This window comes from Nocardiopsis changdeensis, assembly GCF_018316655.1.
GTDB classification, from domain to species: Bacteria; Actinomycetota; Actinomycetes; order Streptosporangiales; family Streptosporangiaceae; genus Nocardiopsis; species Nocardiopsis changdeensis.
In genome coordinates this window covers 3,531,454-3,549,109 of record NZ_CP074133.1, presented here as the reverse complement: position 1 = coordinate 3,549,109, position 17,656 = coordinate 3,531,454, and the positions used below count along the sequence as shown (strand labels likewise).

The following is a 17,656-nucleotide window of genomic DNA, read 5'->3' as shown; positions in this document are numbered from 1 at the left end:
GGGCGGCCAGGGCACGATTGTAGTGATGTGCGCGCCCGCCCCGGACCGCCCCCGGTGCGGGGCCGCGGCCCGTCGGCGGGTGCGCACCGGCCTGAGCTGGGAGGGGCGGGGCGCGGGTGGGGGCGGGAATGGGGGACGCCACGTCCGACACGCATGGTTTCGCCCGTACGTGGTAAAAAGTTAGGTGTGCCGAACTTCAGAGATTGGAACCCTTCACCGCGCTGGGCCGCCGCTCCGCTCGTCCTCGCCCTGGCCCTGACCGCCTGCTCCTCCCCGGCGGGCTCCTCCTCCGCCGGCGCCGACGACGGGCGCCCCCTGGTCCTGACCACGTTCACGGTCCTGGCCGACATGGTCGAGAACGTCGCCGGCGACCGCGTCCGGGTCGCCTCCCTGACCCGCCCCGGCGCCGAGATCCACGGCTACGAGCCCGTCCCCGACGACCTCGTCCGCGGACAGGACGCCGACCTGATCCTGGAGAACGGCCTGGGCCTGGAGGCCTGGTTCGCCCAGTTCACCGAACGGGTGGACGCCCCCACCGCCGTGCTCTCCGAGGGCGTGGAGACCATCCCCATCTCCTCCGGCGACTACGAGGGCGAACCCAACCCGCACGCCTGGATGTCCCCCGACAACGCCCTGGTCTACGTCGACAACATCCGCGACGCCCTGGTCGGGCTGGACCCCGAGGGCGAGGCCGGGTACACGGCCGCCGCCGAGGCCTACAAGGCCGAGATCACCGAGGTCGGCGACTACCTGGAGGAGGAGCTGGGCTCCGTCCCCGAGCCCGCCCGCGCCCTGGTCACCTGCGAGGGCGCCTTCTCCTACCTGGCCCGCGACGCCGGGCTCGCCGAGATGTACCTGTGGCCGGTCAACGCCGAGAGCGAGGCCACCCCGCAGCGCATCGCGGAGGTCACCCGGTACGTCGAGGACAACGGGGTGCCCGCGGTGTTCTGCGAGAGCACCGTCAACGACGGCACCCAGCGCTCGGTCGCCCGGGCGACCGGGGCCGAGTTCGCCGGACCCCTGTACGTCGACTCCCTGTCGGAGGAGGGCGGCCCCGTGCCCACCTATCTGGACCTGCTGCGCCACGACGCCGAGGCCATCGTGGCCGGGCTCGCCGGGGGGCGGCCGTGAGCGCCGCGGCGCCTCCGGCGCCCGCGGTGGAGGTCGTGGACGCCACCGTCCACTACGGCGACGTGCTCGCCCTGGACGGGGTGTCCCTGTCGGTGGGGCCGGGCCGGATCTGCGGGCTGCTGGGCACCAACGGCTCGGGCAAGTCCACCCTGTTCAAGACCGTCCTGGGGCTGGTGCGCGCCGACCGCGGCCGGGTGCGGCTGCTGGGCCTGGACGGCGCCACCGCCCGCCGCAGGGGGCTGGTGGGGTACGTGCCCCAGACCGAGCAGGTGGACTGGGACTTCCCGGTGAGCGTGCGCGAGGTGGTCATGATGGGCCGCTACGGGCGCATGGGGCCGCGCCGGCGCCCGCGCGCGGCCGACCGCGAGGCGGTGGAGCACGCGCTGGAGCGCACCGACCTGACGGGCCTGGCCGAGCGCCGGATCGGCGCGCTCTCGGGCGGCCAGCGCAAGCGGGCGTTCGTCGCCCGCGCCCTGGCCCAGGGCGCCGACGTGCTGCTGCTGGACGAGCCCTTCGCCGGGGTCGACAAGGGGTCGGAGGCCACCATCACCGCGCTGCTGCGCAGGCTGCGTGACGAGGGCCGCACCCTGCTGCTGTCCACCCACGACCTGGCCCGGGTGCCGGAGTTGTGCGACGAGGCGGTGCTGCTGCAGCGGCGCGTCGTCGCCCGGGGCGCGCCCGAGGAGGTGCTGCGTCCGGAGACCGTCATGGAGGCCTTCGGCGTCCACGTCGAGGAGGAGGGGGAGCGGTGGAGGCGCTGACCGCGGTCGTCGACTGGTTCGCCGTGCCGGTGCAGTTCGACTTCGTCCGCCGCGCGCTGCTGGTGGCCGTGGCGGCCGGGGTGGTGTGCGCGGTGCTCTCGTGCTGGATGACCCTGGTGGGCTGGTCGCTCATGGGCGACGCGGTCTCCCACGCGGTGCTGCCGGGGGTGGTGCTGTCGTACATGTTCGGGCTGCCGTTCGCGCTGGGCGCTTTGGTGTTCGGCACCGGGTCGGTGGCGCTGATCGGGGTGGTCAACCGCACCTCCCGGGTCAAGGAGGACGCGGTCATCGGGGTGGTGTTCACCGCGATGTTCGCGCTGGGGCTGGTGCTGGTGTCGGCGGTGCCCAGCCAGACCGACCTGGGGCACATCCTGTTCGGGAACGTGCTGGGGGTGTCCGACGCCGACATCGTGCAGATCCTGGTGCTGGCGGCGGTGGTGCTGGGCGTGGTGTGGTTCAAGCACCGCGACCTGACGCTGTACGCGTTCGACCGGGTGCACGCCCACGCGGTGGGGATCAACCCGCGCCTGCTGGAGACGCTGCTGCTGGGGCTGCTCGCGGTGACGGTGGTGGTGGCGCTGCAGGCGGTGGGGATCATCCTGGTGGTGGCCATGGTGATCATCCCGGGGGCGACCGCCTACCTGCTCACCGACCGGTTCGAGCGGATGCTGGTGATCTCGGTGGGGGTGGCCGTGGTGGCGGCGGTGGCGGGGGTGTTCGCCAGTTACCACCTGAACGTGTCCACCGGCGGGTCCGTGGTGCTGGCGCAGGCGACGGCGTTCGCGCTGGCCTACCTGTTCTCGCCGCTGCACGGTGTTCTGGGCCGGCGGCGGCGCCGGCCTGCGGGTCAGAGCACGGCCCGGCAGTAGAGGCGGTGTCCCCGGGCGGCCGCGGTGCGGGCCAGGTCGGCGAGCCCCTCGGTGAAGCCGGCCGGGCCCGAGGTGTCGGCGCCGTCCGGGAGGAGGCCGGCCGCCCACGCGGCCGCGGCGCGTTCCCGCTCGGAGGGGGTGGCCGCGGCCAGGGCGTCGCGCAGCCGGTCGGTGAGCGCCATCATCCACATGCCGCCGTGGGCCGGGTCGGTGAGCAGTGCCGCCGCCCGGGGGTCCCGGCCGACCTCGTCGGCCGGCAGTCCGGTCAGGGCCGCCTCCAGCCCGCCCAGGTCGACGGCGGGGTGGACCCCCTTGACGGACAGCAGCGGCACGCCGGCCTCGGTGAGGTCGGCCTCCAGCAGGGCGGCGGCCGCGGTGTCGTCGGCGGCGGCGAGGTAGTCGTAGATCGGCATGGCGCCAGTACACCGCATCCCCGCGACATTCGGCCCCGCGCCGTGGGCCGGGCGGTCGGGGGGCGGGCCGGTGCCCGGTTCAGGTGCGGGCGGCGGCGTGGCGGCGGTAGTGGCGGGCGGCGCGGGCCCGGTTGCCGCAGGAGGTGCCGCACCACTGCTGGCGTCCGTGGGCCTGGACGAAGTAGCGCTCGCAGCGCGGGGCGGTGCAGACCCGCAGCCGTTCGCGGTCGGGCCCTTCCAGGAAGGCGATGGCGGCGCGGGCCAGTGCCGCGACGGTGTCCGGGCAGCCGCCGCCGGGGGCGAACTCCACGGTGGGCACGTCCGGTCCCTCCCAGCGCAGCCGGGGCACCACGGCTTGGCGGGCCGCCGCGGCGTTGAGCAGGGCGAGCGCCTCCCGGTCGGGGGGCGGCAGGCGGGTGTCGGCGGGGTCGGGCCGGGCCGTGCCGACCACGCGGGCGAACAGCGTGCGCACCGCCCCGCGCAGGGTCACCACCTGGGCGTGCAGCTCCTCGTCCACCGGCGGTGCCGCGCCCTCGGGCAGCAGGTGGGCCGCGGCGGCCAGCCAGTGCGCGGTCCCCTCGACGCCGTCCAGGTCGTCCGCCACGCCGGAGCCGTCGTGGCGGATCGTCCCGGCCAGTTCGAGTGCCAGTCGGCCGTCCATGATCCCCCGTTCGTTCACCGCAACCCCACTTGCCCGCATCCTTCCCCACGGGCTAGCGTTCTAACGGTTAACACTAACTTATCCGTTAGAACCTCGTCTCCGGTGAACCCGGAAAGGACCCCGATGACTCTTCTTCTCGCGCACATCAGCGACCTGCACCTGGACGGCTCCGAGCGCGCCACCGAGCGCGCCGAGCGCACCGTGGCCTACCTGCGCGACCTGCCGCAGGCCCCGGACGCCCTGCTGGTCACGGGGGACATCGCCGACACCCCCGCGCGCGAGGAGTACGAGGAGGCGGCCCGGCTGCTGGACCTGCCGTTCCCGGTGATCGTGTGCCCGGGCAACCACGACGACCGGGCGGGGCTGCGCACGCACCTGCTGGGGGAGGGGGCGTCGGCGGAGCCGTTCAACCGGGTGCACCACGTGGCGGGGGCGGCGGTGCTGGCCTGCGACTCCACCATTCCGGGCGAGGACGGCGGGCGGCTGGACACGGCCACGCTGGTGTGGATCAACGAGACGCTGAGCGACCTGCCGGCGGACGTTCCGGCGCTGCTGGCCTTCCACCACCCGCCGGTGCGGATGCACCACCCGCTGCCGGACTCGATGCGCCTGGGCAACGCCGACGACCTGGCGGGGCTGCTGCGCGCCCACCCCCGGGTGGCGGGCATCCTGGTGGGCCACATGCACACCGGCGGGGCGACGATGTTCGCGGGGCGGCCGCTGCTGCTGGCGCCGGGGGTGACGTGGACGCTGCGCATGCCCTGGGAGGGCGAGCCGGTGGCCGACCGCACCCAGCCGCCGGGGGTGGCGTTCCACCTGTTGGACGAGGACCAGCGGCTGAGCACGCACTTCCGTGCGGTGATGCGCGCCGGGGCGGAGGTCTGAGCGGGCGGGCGCGCCGTGCGCGCGGGGGGTGGCGCCGCGTTTTCGCCGGTCGGGCCATGCCGTCGGGGGGCGGGTGGTGTGCGCGGGGGCGGCGGTGCCGGGGAGCACTTCGGGGCCGCCACGAGTCGGTGGCGGCCCCGTCGGGCGGAAGGTCCCGACCGAACCGGTGGCCGCGCGGGCGCGGCCTGGTCGGAGCGCTTCCCGGTTCGACGGGCCCGGGCAGGTCGGGCCGGGCGCCGTCGGACCCGTTGGGATTCTAGGCGAGCGGGGGGAGTCGCCGGTCCCGGTCAGAGGAGCATGGCGAGCTGGCGGCACTGGGCGACCAGGGTCCCGGTGGAGTCCCAGATCTCCATGTCCTCCTCGTGCAGGCCGCCGGAGACGTGCTTGGTGAAGACGCGGCAGGCCAGCCAGCCGGGGGCGGGCCGGGCGCGCACGTGGACGCTCAGTTCGACGGTGATGGTCGTGAACTCTCCGATGTCGAGGACGGCGGGCGGGGCGAAGTCGACCATGGCGGGCAGTGCGTGGACGTCGGGTTCGCGGCCGTCGGCGAAGCGCATCCAGAACTCGGCGTGGGGGCGGCCGTCCTTCCTGCCGTCCAGCCAGCCGGGGCGGGTGGGGTAGCGGTACTCGACGCTGTGGGCGATGCCGAGCCCGTCGGGTTTGTCCGCGAACTCGTCGGGGACGGGGCAGTCCCCGGGGGCGGGCAGGTCGGGCGGGGTGTCCAGGGTCAGCACCCGGGCGGCGGGGTTCGGGGTGAGGTCGCCGTAGGTGGCGGTGGCGCGGATGACCTCTTTGCCGTTCTGCTCCAGGACCACCTGGCCGGTGGCGGTGCGGCGGCCCTCGCGGATGACCTCGGTGCGGGCGGTGGCCGGGCCCGGCGCGGCGGGTCGCAGGAAGAACGCGGAGACGGCCAGGGGGTCGGGCTGGCCGAGGTTCTGGCGCAGGGCGTTGAGGGCGGTGCCCAGGACGTACCCGCCGTTGGGGTGGGAGGTGAAGGTGGTCCAGGCGTCGGTGAGGGTGGCTGCGAACTCGCCGTCGGCCAGTTTCTCCACGCGGGTGTCGCGGTCGAACCGGTACTGCTCGGTGATGGGGTCAGGGCTCATGCCGCAATGTTACCGGCGAGTAGGGGCCGGTCGGGGGCGCGGAGGCGAAACGGGTTGACCCTGACGCGGCGTCAGGGCCTAGCGTCGGAGGGACCGGGAACACCCCCGTCACCTGCGCGGACACAAGGAGGGCCGATGGGCCGCACCGTGGGCGAGGTCGCCCGCCTGAGCGGGCAGACCGTGCGCACCCTGCACCACTACGACCGGATCGGGCTGCTCGTCCCGGCCGAGCGCACCCCCTCCGGCTACCGCAGCTACAGCGACGGGGACCTGGAGCGGCTGCGCCGCATCCTCACCTACCGGGAGCTGGGCTTCGGCCTGGAGGAGATCGCCGGGATCCTCGACGACCCCGCCGCCGACACCCGCTCCCACCTGCTGCGCCAGCACGGCCTGGTGACCGAACGCATCGAACGCCTGCGCGCCCTGGCGCGCAGCCTGGAACTCCTGCTGGAGGCCGACACCATGGAACTGAACATCACCCCCGAGGAGCGCCTGGAGCTCTTCGGCGACTTCGACGTGGAGTCCCACTCCGCCGAGGCCGAACGGCGCTGGGGCGGCTGCGAGGCCTACGCGCAGTCCCAGCGCAAGGTGGGCTCCTACACCAAGGAGGACTGGCGACGGAACCAGGCCGAGGCCGCCGAGATCTACCGGGCCCTGGCCGACGCGATGGCCGAGGGGGCGCCCGCCGACGGCGAGCGGGCCATGGACCTGGCCGAGCGCCACCGCGAGCACATCACCCGCTGGTACTACGACTGCACCACCGAGATCCACCGCGGCCTGGGCGCCCTGTACGTCGACGACGAGCGGTTCACCGCCACCATCGACGCCGGCGCCCCGGGGCTGAGCCTCTACCTGCGCGAGGCCTTCGCCGCCAACGCCGACCGCCGCGAACGCCCCTGACCGCCCCGCCCCGGGGCGACCCGGGGCGGGAGCGAGGGCTCAGGGGATGAGGACGATCTTGCCCGAGCCGTGCGCCTCCAGTTCGGCGTGGGCCTGGGCGGCGTTGGCCAGGCTCATCAGGCGGGGCTCGGGCATCACCAGCCGCCCCTGGGCCTGGGCGTCCAGCAGGGTGCGCAGCACCTCGGGGGTCTGCCCCGCCGCGCCGCCGGAGGAGAACCGCACCCCCAGCTCCTGGGCGGCGCCGTCGGCCAGGGTGACGATCCGCTCTGTGGTGCCGCCGCGCAGCGCGATCGCGTCCGGCAGCACCCCGTGCCCGGCGGCGTCCAGCACCGCGTCCACCCCCTGGGGAGCGGCCTCGCGGACCCGGTCGGCCAACCCTTCGCCGTAGGCGACCGGGATCGCGCCCAGCGCCTGAACCCGCTCCAGGTTCGCCTCCCCGGCGGTGCCGACGACGGTCACCCCGCCGGCCACCGCGAACTGCACGGCGATCGCCCCGACCGTTCCGGACGCCCCGTGCACCAGCAGCGTCTCGCCCTTGCGGGGCGCCAGCTCCCGCAGTCCGCGCAGCGCCGCCTCCCCGGCCACCGGCAGTGCCGCGGCCTGCGCCCAGTCCAGTTCCTCGGGCTTGGCCGCGTAGGTCCCCACCAGCGCGTACTCGGCGTATCCGCCGGTCAGCGCCCAGCCCGCCACCGCCTCGCCCACCGCCGTGTCGGTGACGCCCTCGCCCAGGGCGTCGACCGTTCCGGCGACCTCCGAGCCCAGGCCGCGCGGCAGGGTCCCGAACCGCATGGCGCCCGAGCGCACCTTGACGTCGAACGGGTTGACCCCGGCCGCCTTGACCGCCACCCGTACCTGCCCGCGCCCGGGTTCGGGGCGGTCGGCCTCCTCGACGGTGAGCACCGACGGGGCGCCGTACTCGGCGAAACGGACAGTGTGCATCGGGCGTTCCTCTCGTCCCACGGGTGGTCTAACCTAACGTGCCCGCCCCGCCCCCGTCCCGAACGAGGAGACATGCCCGGACTCCTGGCCGCCGTCGACCGGTTCAACGACGCCCACCCCTGGGACCACAACGCCCACTACCACCGGTGGCTCCTGGAACAGCTCCCGGCGCGCGTGGACCGCGCCCTGGACGTGGGCTGCGGTACCGGCGACCTGGTGCGGGCGCTGGCCGGGCGGGCCGCGGAGGTGGTGGGGGTGGACGCCGACCCGCGTGTGGTGGACCTGGCCCGCGCGGCGACGGGGCGGTGCCCGGGCGTCTCCTTCCGGGTGGCCGACGCCGCCGAGGAGCTGCCCGAGGGGCCCTTCGACGTGGTCACCTGCGTGGCGGTGCTGCACCACCTGCCGTTCGCCCCGGCCCTGGAGCGGATGCGCGACCGGCTCGCCCCGGGCGGGACGCTGCTGGTGCTGGGCGTGCACGAGCCGTCGCAGTTCACCGACCACCTGCTGGGCGCCGCCGCCGTCCCGGCCAACCTCGCCGTGGGCTGGGCGCGCGGGCGCCGCCCGCGCCCGGAGGCGATGACGGCCCGCACCGCGCCGGCCGCCATGACGCTGCCCGAGATCGCCCGCGAGGCGGGCCGGATCCTGCCGGGGGTGCGGCTGCGGCGGCACCTGTTCTGGCGCCACTCCCTGCTGTGGCGGGCGGAAGGGTGAAAACGGGTGGCGTGTCGGCGCGGACACGGTGCACAGTTCCACAGGAAAATCCACATAACGCCCGAATTCACTGGGAAGTGAGCCGCCCGTGCGCTGGACCGTCCACTCGGAGCGCCCCCTCTACACCGACCCGTGGCTGGACGTGCGCGTCGCCGACGTCGAGCTCCCCGACGGCCGGCACCTCGACCACCGGCTGATCCGCCGCCCCCGCGGCGCGGGGGCGGTGCTGCGCGACGGCGGCCGGGTGCTGCTGCTGTGGCGGCACCGGTTCATCACCGACACCTGGGGTTATGAGATCCCCATGGGCGGCGTCCACGAGGGCGAGGACCCGTGCGCGGCCGCCGCCCGTGAGGCGGAGGAGGAGACGGGCTGGCGGCCGGGCACCCTGGAGCCGCTGCTGCGGGTGCAGCCCTCCAGCGGCCTCACCGACAGCGAGCACCACGTGTTCGTCACCGACGACGCGGTGCGCGTAGGCGAGCCCGCCGACGCCTGGGAGTCCGAGCGCCGGGACTGGGTGCCGCTGGCGGAGGTCCCCGCGCTGGTCGCCCGCGGCGAGCTGGTCGGCGCCACCACCGTCAGCGCCCTCCTCTACCTGCTCTGCCGGGCGTGAGCGGTCAGTCCCACCAGAAGGACCAGGTCTCGTCGCCGATCAGCGACTCGGCGTAGGACTCCAGGCTGCCCGTGCCCTGCCAGACGTTGTCGGGGCACAGGGCGAAGTGCTCGGCGGCCACGCGCATCGCCCGCTCGCGGTCGGTGACGACGCAGGCCGTGCTCAGCACCAGGGTGTCGAACCCGGCCATCACCAGCCGCGTCCCGAACCGGCGCTCCCAGTCGGCCAGGACCGCGGAGATCGCCGTGACGTCCAGGCCGTGGTTGACCGCCCCCTGCCAGCCGATGACGCTGAGCGCCTCGGCGCCGGAGGCCGCCCGGACCAGGCCCAGGCGGGGGTCGGGCCGCTGGGCGAGCCAGGCGGCGCTGCGGTCGGCGCACTCGCCGGGGTCGGCGGTCAGCGGCGCCTCGGGGGCCAGGCCCGGCCAGGTGAGGCCGTGGGGGGCGGTGACGGCGAGCCGCTGCTCGGGGACGAGGTGGTCGTACTCCTCGTCGACCTCGGTGGAGCCGCTCCAGGCCTTGGCCAGGACGGCCTCCACGTCGTGGTCGGCGGCCGCGCCCGGGGCGGGCGGGGAGAGTTCGCCGGTCTCCCAGGGGCGGTCGCCGTCCTCGTCGCTCATGGAGGTCAGCAGCAGCGGCCACCACCCCGAGTCGGCGTGGGCGGCGCGCAGTTCCTGCCACAGCCCGTCGGGGGCGGTGCCGTCGCTGATCCACATGACGGGTTCGCCGGCCCCGGAGAGCGCGGGTTTGCCCGGCGGGAGCTGGATGGAGATGTCGGCCTGGGGGTCCATAGGGGGTTCCTCGTCTTCCTTCGACCACGCTCGGATCGCGCAGGCAGAGTACCGACTCCCGGGGGCGGGCCACTCCCCGGAGGGGTGCGGGTCCGCGGCGATGCATGAAAATCCCCCGGACGGTCAGTGGCCCCGGTAGGAGAACGATCCGGAGCAACAGGAGGACACGATGGCCGAGGAGAACAAGGGCCCGAACAAGTTCGACGAGCTCCGCGGCAAGGCCAAGGAGCAGGCGGGCAAGGTCACCGGCAACCGCGAGCAGGAGGCCGAGGGCAAGGTCGAGCAGAACAAGGCCAAGCTCAAGCAGGCCGGCGAGAAGGTGAAGGACGCCTTCACCTCCGACGACAAGAACCGCTGAGCGCGGTGTGAGGGCCCCGCCCGGGAGGGCGGGGCCCTCACCTGCCCGGGGGTGCGGGAAAACGCCTGGCACGGGGCGGCCGGGGGCGGTTACCGTACCCCGGTGAACATCACCCGCACCCGCTGGCGCGCCCCCGCGCTGGCCGAGACGGTGGCGGCCATCGCCGCCGAGGCCGACCGCGCTTGGGAACGGACCCTGGCCGAGTGGGGCGCGGCCCCGGGCACCCCGGCCGAGCGCGACCTGGCCGCGCTGGTCGCCGACGCGCCCGACCGGTTCGAGTGGCGCGTCGTGGACGCCGCACTGGACCTGCTCGCCTGCCCCGACTGCGGTGCGCCCCTGGGGTCGGGGGAGCGCGGCTGCGGCCCCTGCGACCTGGCCGACGGCAACCGGTACGCCGCCCGCGAGGTCGACCGCCCCGCCGTCGCGCCGCGCAACGAGCACGCGGTGCGGGTGGCCTGGACGGTGGCCCGCCATCCGCACCGGTATGGGCCGCGCGCGGTGTGCGGGATGGAGCTGAGCCTGCCCGAGGTGTACGCGGGCCGCATGCCGACCACCGCGCAGGCCCAGGCCTACCGCCGCCTGATCGACGGGCTCACCGACGCCCAGGTGGAGAGCGTGGCCTCCCTCGATGAGCTGCTGCGCCTGGCGGCCCGCCGGTGACCGGGCCCGGGCGCCTCAGCCCTGTGCGGTGAGGTCCTCCTCCACCAGCAGCCGCTCGGCGGTCTTCTCGTAGCCCAGCAGCCGGTTGACCTGGAGCATCGCGGTGTTCTCCCGGTTCAGGGTCACCGCCATCGCCTGCACGTGCGGGAAGTTGTCGTGTACCCGCAGGGTCTGGGTGGCCTTGACCCGGCTGGCCAGGCCCCGCCGCCGGTGGGCGGGCAGCACGGCGGTGTCGTGCTGGTCGGCGACCGGCCCGTGCGTCACGGTGCACACGGTGGCCGCCACCACCTCGTCGGAGAACCGGTCGACCACCGCGCCCACCAGCAGCCGCGAGCCGTCCTCGGTGATCCTCCGCTCCCAGGCCCGCACGTCGTCGGGGCCCCACCGGCGCGGCTCCTCCTGGAAGGCGGCGCCGGGCGCGTCCAGCAGGTGGTTCATCACCTCGCCGAAGGACTTCACCAGCGCCGGGGGCGCCGACCCCACCCAGTGGGTGATCCGGTACCCGCGTTTGGGCGCCGACGCCAGCCGCCAGCACCGCTGGAGGGTCTCCTCGTCGAAGGTCTGCACCTGGAGTTCCAGGTGCAGCAGGGTGCGCAGGTTCGGGCTGGTGCGGGCGAACGCCTCCCCGGCCCGGCCGGCCAGGACGGTGCTCTGCAGCCGGGTCATGCCCTCGGCGCGGGCCCGCGCGGCGGCCGCCGCGCGCAGCCGGGTGCCCAGGCCGCGGCGGCGGGCGGGGGCGTCCACGAACAGGCGCAGGAACCCGATGCCCTCGTCGTGGGGCTGGCGCCGCAGCTCGGCGGTGCCCAGGATCGGTCCCCCCTGGTCGGGGCGGGCCGCCCACCGCCAGGCCCGGCCGCCGCGCCCCTGCCCCAGCCGCTGGGCCAGTTCGTCGGGCTCGGGGGCGCTTGCGGACAGTTCACGTCGCCCCGCCACATGGACCGCGCTCCACGCCGCCAGGTCGGCGGGGGCGGCCGTGAGGGGATCGAAGACCTCCACCACTGGACTCACACGTCCACCGTTTCACACCACCCCCGCCCCTGTCCCGGTTCAGCGCAGCAAGGACAGCCGTTTGGTGAGCCGGTTGACCTCCCCCCGCGCCCCCAGCAGCGCCAGCCCGGTGTACTCCACCTCCTCCGGGGCGGTGTCGGCCAGCGCGTCCAGGTAGGCGACGTAGTCGCGCGAGCGGCGGGCCACCTCGTTGAACCCGACCACCAGCAGCCCCTGGTCCTCGGCCTCCTCCTTGATCTCGCGCAGCTGCTCCCCGGTGGCGGTCAGGGTGGGCACCGGGTGCGGGTTGAGGCCGGCGTGCACCCGTCCGCCCGCGTCCTTGCCGTCGGCCGCCACCGAGTGCTCCAGCCGGCCGCCCAGTGCGAGCCCGAGCACCGCGCCCGCGTTGGCCGCCTGCCCGGGCGGCAGGTCCTCGCGCAGTACGACGACGATCTTGGTGTCCATTGCCATGGTCCGCCTCGCTCCCGTGTTCCGTTCATCCGCCAAGTGGACGCGCATCAGGCTAGACAGCTGGATGCCGTCGATGGTGCAATGCCGAACATCATTCGGAGCGAGGGGCGGGGAACGGACCGTGGACGAACTAGATTCGGCGATCGTGCGCGAACTCCAGCGCGATGCGCGGCAGACCAACCGGGCGCTGGCCGCGAAGCTGGGGGTGGCGCCCTCCACCTGTCTGGAGCGGGTGCGCCTGCTCCGGCGGCGCGGCGTCGTCCGCGGCTTCCACGCCGACATCGACCCGCAGGCGCTGGGGCGCCGGGTGCAGGCGTTCGTGTCGGTGCAGCTGCGCCCGCCCAGCCGCCGGGCGATCGAGGGCTTCAAGGCGGCGATGCACGCCCTGCCGGAGGTGTCGGCGGTGTACGTGGTCGCGGGGGAGCACGACTTCCTGGTCCACGTGTCCGCGCCGTCGCTGGACGCGCTGCACTCCTTCCTCATCGACCGGCTCACCGAGCGCCGGGAGGTGGCGGGCTTTCGCAGCCAGATCATCTACGACAGTGTCGTGAAGACGGTGGCCGAGCCGCTGGAGCCCGGCACCGGCTGAGCCGGGAAAAGGGGGTGCGCACGCGGGGCGGGGGAACCGGCGGGGGGTCGGGTGCGTCAGAGGGGGGAACCCGCACCGTCCGGAAAGGCCGCCCATGAACGCGAAGAACGCCGCCTTCTCCCTGCCGCTCGGCGTGGCCTTCGGCATCGTCTTCGGCATGCTCTTCGACAACATCGCGCTGGGGATCGCCATGGGCGTGGCCCTGGGTGTGGCCTTCGGGGCCGGGGCGTCCGCCGCCGGCTCCAAGCGCGACGACTCCTGACCCCGCCGCCCGCGCCGGGGGTGGGGCGGTCGTCGAGGCACCCCGGGGCGGTCCGGCCCCGGCGCCCCCGGCCAGGATGTCCCCATGGACATTCCCCACCACATCGACGCCCTGGCCGCCGAGGGCCGCCTCCTGGCCGAGGCCGCCGAACGCGCCGGGCTCGACGCCCCCGTCCCCACCTGCCCCGGGTGGACGGTCCGCGACCTGCTCGCCCACACCGGCCGCGTCCACCGCTGGGCCGCCTCGCACGTGGCCTCGGGCAACGGCGGCCCGCCCGCGCAGGCCGCCTGCCCGAGGACGCCCGCCTCCTGTCGTGGTTCCGCGAGGGGCACGCCGCCCTGGTCGGCACGCTCGCCGGCGCCGCCCCCGGCACCGAGTGCTTCGCCTTCCTGCCGGCCCCCTCCCCGCTGGCGTTCTGGGCCCGGCGGCAGTGCCACGAGACGACCGTCCACCGCATCGACGCCCAGAGCGCGCTGCGCCCCCCGGCGGACGCGCCGGACCCGGCGGTCGCCCCCGAGGTGGCCGCCGACGGCGTCGACGAGCTCCTCATGGGCTTCCTGGCCCGGCCGAAGAACCGGCCGGCCTCCGACCCGCCGCTGACCCTGGCGGTGCGCTCCACCGACACCGGCCACGCCTGGACCGCGGCCATGACCCCGCAGGGCTCGTCCCCGGCCCGCGGGGACGCCGACGCCCCCGACGCCGTCCTGGCCGCGCCGGCGGCCGAGCTGTACCTGGTGCTGTGGAACCGGGCCGAGCCCGCCCCCGGCGCCCTGGCCGGGGACCGGCGCGCCCTGAAGGCGTGGCGGGGGTCGGCCCGGGTCGGCTGAGACGAGGTGACACAGGTGTCGAAGGCCACACCCGGGCCTTCGGCACCGCCGGTAACCTGCGCGAACAGGGGGTTCTCACGGACGCCCCGGCCTCCGGGTGAGCCCACTGTTTCCCCCGTGTTACGGCCCGACACGTCCAGGCAACGCACCCTTCCTACCTTCGATAACGTCAGCCGACACCGAACAGGAAGGGCCGGCCGTGACCCCCGAGACAGGCCGCCGCGCACCGCGCACGGGCAAGAGCTGGATCTCCCACTGGGATCCCGAGGACACCGCCTTCTGGAACGACGGAGGCCGCCGCACCGCCCGCCGCAACCTGTGGGCGTCCATCTTCTCCGAGCACATCGGCTTCTCCGTGTGGAGCCTGTGGTCGGTGCTGGTGCTGTTCATGACCCCCCAGACGGGGTTCGACTGGTCCCCGGAGCAGAAGTTCCTGCTGGTGTCGGTGGTCTCCCTGGTGGGCGCGGTCCTGCGCGTCCCCTACACCCTGGCGGTGCCGTTCTTCGGCGGCCGGAACTGGACCATCATCTCGGCGGCCGCGCTGCTGCTGCCCACCCTGCTGGCCGTGTACCTGATCGGCAGCCCGGACACCCCCTACTGGGTGTTCGTGGTCCTGGCGGCGACGGCCGGGCTGGGCGGGGGCAACTTCTCCTCGTCCATGGCCAACATCAACTTCTTCTTCCCCGAGCGGGAGAAGGGGGTGGCGCTGGGCCTGAACGCCGGCGGCGGCAACATCGGCGTGGCCACGGTGCAGCTGGTGGGCCTGGGCGTCATCGCCCTGTTCACCCTCGACGGCGCCCGGCTGGTGCCGCTCTTCTACGTGCCCTTCCTGCTCCTGGCCATCTGGGTCGCGTTCCGGCACATGAACAACCTCACCGGTGCCCGCACCGATGTGGCCGCGCAGCTGGCGGCGACCCGGGACCGGCACTTCTGGATCATGTCGTTCCTGTACGTGGGCACCTTCGGCTCCTTCATCGGGTTCGGGTTCGCCTTCGGCCTGCTGCTGCAGAACCAGTTCGGGCTGGAGCCCCTCCAGGCGGCCTCCATCACCTTCCTGGGCCCGGCCATCGGCTCGCTGGTCCGCCCGGTGGGCGGGCGCCTGGCCGACCGGCTGGGCGGCGCCCGGGTCACCCTGTGGAACTTCCTGGCGATGGTCGCGGGCACCGCGGTGGTCGTGTTCGCGATCAACGCCGACTCGCTGCCCCTGTTCGTGGGCGCCTTCGGGGTGGTGTTCGTCCTCACCGGCCTGGGCAACGGCTCGACGTACAAGATGATCCCGTCCATCTACGCGGCCCGGGCCCAGGACGCGGTCTCGCGGGGCGAGGACCCCCTGGAGGCCCACTCCTACAACAAGCGCATCGCCAGCTCCATGCTGGGGCTGATCGGGGCGATGGGCGCCCTGGGCGGTGTGGCCATCAACCTGGTCTTCCGGGAGTCCTTCCGGATGACGGAGTCGGCCGCCCCCGGGTTCCTCGCCTTCCTCGGCTTCTACCTGGTGTGCGCCGCGGTCACCTGGGCGGTCTACCTGCGCCGTCCCCGCGCCGCCGCCCCCGGTACCGCCGACCGCACCGACGACGCCGTGGAGTCCGCGCAGCGATGACCACCACCCACTGCCCCTACTGCGCGCTGCAGTGCGCCATGCACCTGGAGACCGGTCCGGACGGCCGCCCCGCCGCCCGGCCGGCCCCCTTCCCCACCAACCGTGGCGGGCTGTGCCGCAAGGGGTGGACCTCCGCCGAGGTCCTGGGCGTCCCCGACCGCCTCACCCGCCCCCTGCTGCGCAAGGACCGCACCGGGGGGTTCGGCGAGGTCGACTGGGACACCGCGCTGGACCACGTCGCCGAGCGCCTGCTGGCGCTGCGCGCCGAGCACGGCCCGGACTCCGTGGCCGTGTTCGGCAGCGGGGGGCTGACCAACGAGAAGTCCTACGCCCTGGGCAAGTTCGCCCGCCTGGCCCTGGGCACCTCCCAGATCGACTACAACGGCCGGTTCTGCATGTCCTCGGCGGCCGCGGCGGGGAACCGGGCGTTCGGCCTGGACCGGGGGATGCCGTTCCCGCTGACCGACGTGGGCGCCTCCGAGGTCGTCGTGCTGGCGGGCGCGAACCCGGCCGAGACCATGCCGCCGATGATGGGCCACCTGTCGGCGCCGCGCCTGATCGTCATCGACCCGCGCCGCTCGGCCACCGCCCGGGTGGCCCTGGACAACGGGGGACTGCACCTGGCCCCGCGGCCGGGCACGGACCTGGCGCTGGCCCTGGGGCTGCTGCACCTGGCCGGGGTGCGGGGCTGGATCGACCGCGCCTACCTGGACGAGCGCACCACGGGGTTCGAGGACGCGTGGGCGCACGCCGCCGCCTGGTGGCCCGAGCGCACCGAGCAGGTCACGGGGGTGCCCGCCGTCCGCCTGCGCGAGGCCGCCGACGTGCTGGGGGCCGCGGCCCGGGCGCGTTCGGCCTACATCCTCACCGGCCGGGGCAGCGAGCAGCACGCCAAGGGCACCGACACCGTCACCGCCTGGATCAACCTGGCCCTGGCGCTGGGCCTGCCCGGCCGGGAGGGTTCGGGGTACGGGTGCATCACCGGGCAGGGCAACGGCCAGGGCGGCCGCGAGCACGGCCAGAAGGCCGACCAGCTGCCCGGCTACCGCCGTATCGACGACCCGGCCGCCCGCGCCGACGTGGCGGCCGTGTGGGGGGTGGACCCGGGCGCCCTGCCCGGGCCGGGCCGCTCCGCGTTCGAGCTGCTGGACTCCCTGGGGGAGGGCGGCGGCGCCCGCGCCCTGCTGCTGTTCGGCTCCAACCCGGTGGTGTCGGCCCCCGACAGCACCCGGGTGCGCTCCCGGTTGGAGTCCCTGGACCTGCTGGTCACCGCCGACTTCGTGCTGTCGGAGACGGCGGCCCTGGGCGACGTGGTGCTGCCGGTCGCCCAGTGGGCGGAGGAGTCGGGCACCATGACCAACCTGGAGGGGCGGGTGCTGCGCCGCAACCGCGCCTTCGCGCCGCCCGAGGGGGTGCGCACCGACCTGGAGGTGCTGGCGGGGCTGGCGGTGCGGCTGGGCCAGCCCGCCGACCGGTTCCCCACCGAACCCGACGCGGTGCTGGCCGAGCTCGGCCGGGCCACCGAGGGCGCCCCGGCCGACTACTCCGGGGTCACCCCCGAGCGGCTGGCCGCCGGCGAGGCCCTGTACTGGCCGGTGCGGCGGGGCGCCGGGCCCACGCCGCGCCTGTTCCTGGACTGCTTCGCCCACCCCGACGGCCGGGCGCGCCTGGTCCCGGTCGCCCACCGGCCGCCGGCCGAGTCGGCCGACGCGGCCTTCCCGCTGATCGCCACCACCGGGCGGCTGATGGGCCACTACCAGTCCGGCGCCCAGACACGCCGGGTGCCCGAGCTGGCCGGGGCCGAGCCGGAGGTGTACGTGGAGGTGCACCCCGACACGGCCGCCCGTGCCGGGCTGGGCGAGGGCGACGCGGCGCTGGTCACCTCGCGCCGGGGCGCCACGCGCGCCCGGGTGCGGCTGGAGCCCGCGGCCCGCCTCGACACGGTCTTCCTGCCCTTCCACTACGCGGGGGAGCAGGCCGCCAACAACCTCACCAACCCGGCCCTGGACCCGGTCAGCCGCATGCCCGAGTTCAAGGTGAGCGCCGTGCGCCTGGAGCCGGCCCCGCCGGAACCGGGCCCGTGACCCCGCAGAGCCCCGGGCACGCGCGGCCCGCGCCCCGTGCCCGTC

The 17,656-nt window shown here is 75.0% G+C and carries 21 protein-coding genes; 14 read left to right on the top strand and 7 right to left on the bottom strand.

What is annotated here, in order from left to right; genetic code table 11:
• Positions 1 to 186 precede the first annotated feature (186 nt).
• The 3 genes from KGD84_RS16125 to KGD84_RS16115 are packed head-to-tail and all read left to right on the top strand — an operon-like array spanning position 187 to position 2,761.
• Entirely contained in the window at positions 187 to 1,131 is a 945-nt protein-coding gene (locus KGD84_RS16125; protein ID WP_255646585.1) for a metal ABC transporter substrate-binding protein, read from the top strand.
• On the top strand, positions 1,128 to 1,892 hold the full coding sequence (locus KGD84_RS16120; RefSeq protein ID WP_220561263.1) for a metal ABC transporter ATP-binding protein: 765 nt from the start codon (positions 1,128 to 1,130) through the stop codon (positions 1,890 to 1,892). Before KGD84_RS16125 ends, KGD84_RS16120 begins: the two co-directional genes overlap by 4 nt.
• Positions 1,880 to 2,761, top strand: a complete 882-nt coding sequence (locus KGD84_RS16115) for a metal ABC transporter permease (RefSeq protein ID WP_220561262.1) — start codon at positions 1,880 to 1,882, stop codon at positions 2,759 to 2,761. Before KGD84_RS16120 ends, KGD84_RS16115 begins: the two co-directional genes overlap by 13 nt.
• On the opposite strand, the gene KGD84_RS16110 is transcribed toward KGD84_RS16115, so the two are convergent.
• Together KGD84_RS16110 and KGD84_RS16105 are read right to left on the bottom strand one after the other, a co-directional pair.
• Positions 2,740 to 3,174, bottom strand: a complete 435-nt coding sequence (locus tag KGD84_RS16110) for a hypothetical protein (protein WP_220561261.1) — start codon at positions 3,172 to 3,174, stop codon at positions 2,740 to 2,742. The two genes, KGD84_RS16115 and KGD84_RS16110, sit on opposite strands and share 22 nt — an antisense overlap.
• Positions 3,175 to 3,253: 79 nt before the next feature.
• On the bottom strand, positions 3,254 to 3,853 hold the full coding sequence (locus KGD84_RS16105; protein WP_255646584.1) for an ABATE domain-containing protein: 600 nt from the start codon (positions 3,851 to 3,853) through the stop codon (positions 3,254 to 3,256).
• Between the two features lie 105 nt (positions 3,854 to 3,958).
• Between KGD84_RS16105 and KGD84_RS16100 the strand changes: the two genes are divergently transcribed.
• Positions 3,959 to 4,720 carry a metallophosphoesterase gene (locus KGD84_RS16100; RefSeq protein WP_220561260.1) on the top strand — a complete coding sequence of 254 codons (762 nt, stop codon included), beginning with the start codon at positions 3,959 to 3,961 and terminating at the stop codon, positions 4,718 to 4,720.
• A gap of 287 nt (positions 4,721 to 5,007) precedes the next feature.
• On the opposite strand, the gene KGD84_RS16095 is transcribed toward KGD84_RS16100, so the two are convergent.
• Positions 5,008 to 5,823, bottom strand: coding sequence for a thioesterase family protein (locus tag KGD84_RS16095; protein WP_220561259.1), 816 nt, complete (start codon positions 5,821 to 5,823; stop codon positions 5,008 to 5,010).
• Between the two features lie 135 nt (positions 5,824 to 5,958).
• Here KGD84_RS16095 and KGD84_RS16090 point away from each other — a divergent pair, with 135 nt between their 5' ends.
• Positions 5,959 to 6,723, top strand: coding sequence for a MerR family transcriptional regulator (locus KGD84_RS16090; RefSeq protein WP_220561258.1), 765 nt, complete (start codon positions 5,959 to 5,961; stop codon positions 6,721 to 6,723).
• A 39-nt stretch (positions 6,724 to 6,762) separates the two neighbouring features.
• On the opposite strand, the gene KGD84_RS16085 is transcribed toward KGD84_RS16090, so the two are convergent.
• A complete protein-coding gene (locus KGD84_RS16085; RefSeq protein WP_220561257.1) occupies positions 6,763 to 7,662 on the bottom strand; it encodes an NADP-dependent oxidoreductase in 900 nt (299 codons plus the stop codon).
• 72 nt (positions 7,663 to 7,734) lie between these two features.
• Between KGD84_RS16085 and KGD84_RS16080 the strand changes: the two genes are divergently transcribed.
• Positions 7,735 to 8,373 (top strand): class I SAM-dependent methyltransferase, encoded by a 639-nt coding sequence (locus tag KGD84_RS16080; RefSeq protein WP_220561256.1) that lies wholly within the window; start codon positions 7,735 to 7,737, stop codon positions 8,371 to 8,373.
• An 88-nt stretch (positions 8,374 to 8,461) separates the two neighbouring features.
• Positions 8,462 to 8,983, top strand: a complete 522-nt coding sequence (locus tag KGD84_RS16075) for an NUDIX domain-containing protein (RefSeq protein WP_220561255.1) — start codon at positions 8,462 to 8,464, stop codon at positions 8,981 to 8,983.
• Positions 8,984 to 8,987: 4 nt separating this feature from the next.
• Here the strand turns inward: KGD84_RS16075 and KGD84_RS16070 are convergent, their stop codons facing one another.
• Positions 8,988 to 9,773, bottom strand: a complete 786-nt coding sequence (locus tag KGD84_RS16070) for a DUF4253 domain-containing protein (RefSeq protein WP_220561254.1) — start codon at positions 9,771 to 9,773, stop codon at positions 8,988 to 8,990.
• Between the two features lie 169 nt (positions 9,774 to 9,942).
• On the opposite strand from KGD84_RS16070, the gene KGD84_RS16065 reads away from it, so the two are divergent.
• Together KGD84_RS16065 and KGD84_RS16060 are read left to right on the top strand one after the other, a co-directional pair.
• Entirely contained in the window at positions 9,943 to 10,131 is a 189-nt protein-coding gene (locus tag KGD84_RS16065; RefSeq protein WP_220561253.1) for a CsbD family protein, read from the top strand.
• A gap of 102 nt (positions 10,132 to 10,233) precedes the next feature.
• Complete coding sequence (locus KGD84_RS16060) at positions 10,234 to 10,791, top strand: hypothetical protein (protein WP_255646583.1); 558 nt, start codon at positions 10,234 to 10,236, stop codon at positions 10,789 to 10,791.
• A 15-nt stretch (positions 10,792 to 10,806) separates the two neighbouring features.
• Here the strand turns inward: KGD84_RS16060 and KGD84_RS16055 are convergent, their stop codons facing one another.
• Both KGD84_RS16055 and KGD84_RS16050 read right to left on the bottom strand, forming a co-directional pair.
• Positions 10,807 to 11,799: a GNAT family N-acetyltransferase gene (locus KGD84_RS16055; RefSeq protein WP_220561252.1), complete on the bottom strand. Its 993-nt coding sequence runs from the start codon at positions 11,797 to 11,799 to the stop codon at positions 10,807 to 10,809.
• A 39-nt stretch (positions 11,800 to 11,838) separates the two neighbouring features.
• Positions 11,839 to 12,249 carry a DUF2000 domain-containing protein gene (locus KGD84_RS16050; RefSeq protein WP_220561251.1) on the bottom strand — a complete coding sequence of 137 codons (411 nt, stop codon included), beginning with the start codon at positions 12,247 to 12,249 and terminating at the stop codon, positions 11,839 to 11,841.
• Positions 12,250 to 12,370: 121 nt separating this feature from the next.
• On the opposite strand from KGD84_RS16050, the gene KGD84_RS16045 reads away from it, so the two are divergent.
• The 5 genes from KGD84_RS16045 to KGD84_RS16025 all read left to right on the top strand — a co-directional run bounded on the left by KGD84_RS16045 (position 12,371) and on the right by KGD84_RS16025 (position 17,611).
• Positions 12,371 to 12,838 carry an Lrp/AsnC family transcriptional regulator gene (locus KGD84_RS16045; RefSeq protein WP_220561250.1) on the top strand — a complete coding sequence of 156 codons (468 nt, stop codon included), beginning with the start codon at positions 12,371 to 12,373 and terminating at the stop codon, positions 12,836 to 12,838.
• Between the two features lie 94 nt (positions 12,839 to 12,932).
• A complete protein-coding gene (locus KGD84_RS16040) occupies positions 12,933 to 13,100 on the top strand; it encodes a glycine zipper domain-containing protein (protein ID WP_220561249.1) in 168 nt (55 codons plus the stop codon).
• A 188-nt stretch (positions 13,101 to 13,288) separates the two neighbouring features.
• On the top strand, positions 13,289 to 13,927 hold the full coding sequence (locus KGD84_RS16035) for a maleylpyruvate isomerase N-terminal domain-containing protein (protein WP_255646582.1): 639 nt from the start codon (positions 13,289 to 13,291) through the stop codon (positions 13,925 to 13,927).
• 199 nt (positions 13,928 to 14,126) lie between these two features.
• Positions 14,127 to 15,527, top strand: coding sequence for an MFS transporter (locus KGD84_RS16030; protein ID WP_220561248.1), 1,401 nt, complete (start codon positions 14,127 to 14,129; stop codon positions 15,525 to 15,527).
• Complete coding sequence (locus KGD84_RS16025) at positions 15,524 to 17,611, top strand: molybdopterin oxidoreductase family protein (protein WP_220561247.1); 2,088 nt, start codon at positions 15,524 to 15,526, stop codon at positions 17,609 to 17,611. The genes KGD84_RS16030 and KGD84_RS16025 overlap by 4 nt, the downstream gene beginning before the upstream one ends.
• Positions 17,612 to 17,656 lie beyond the last annotated feature (45 nt).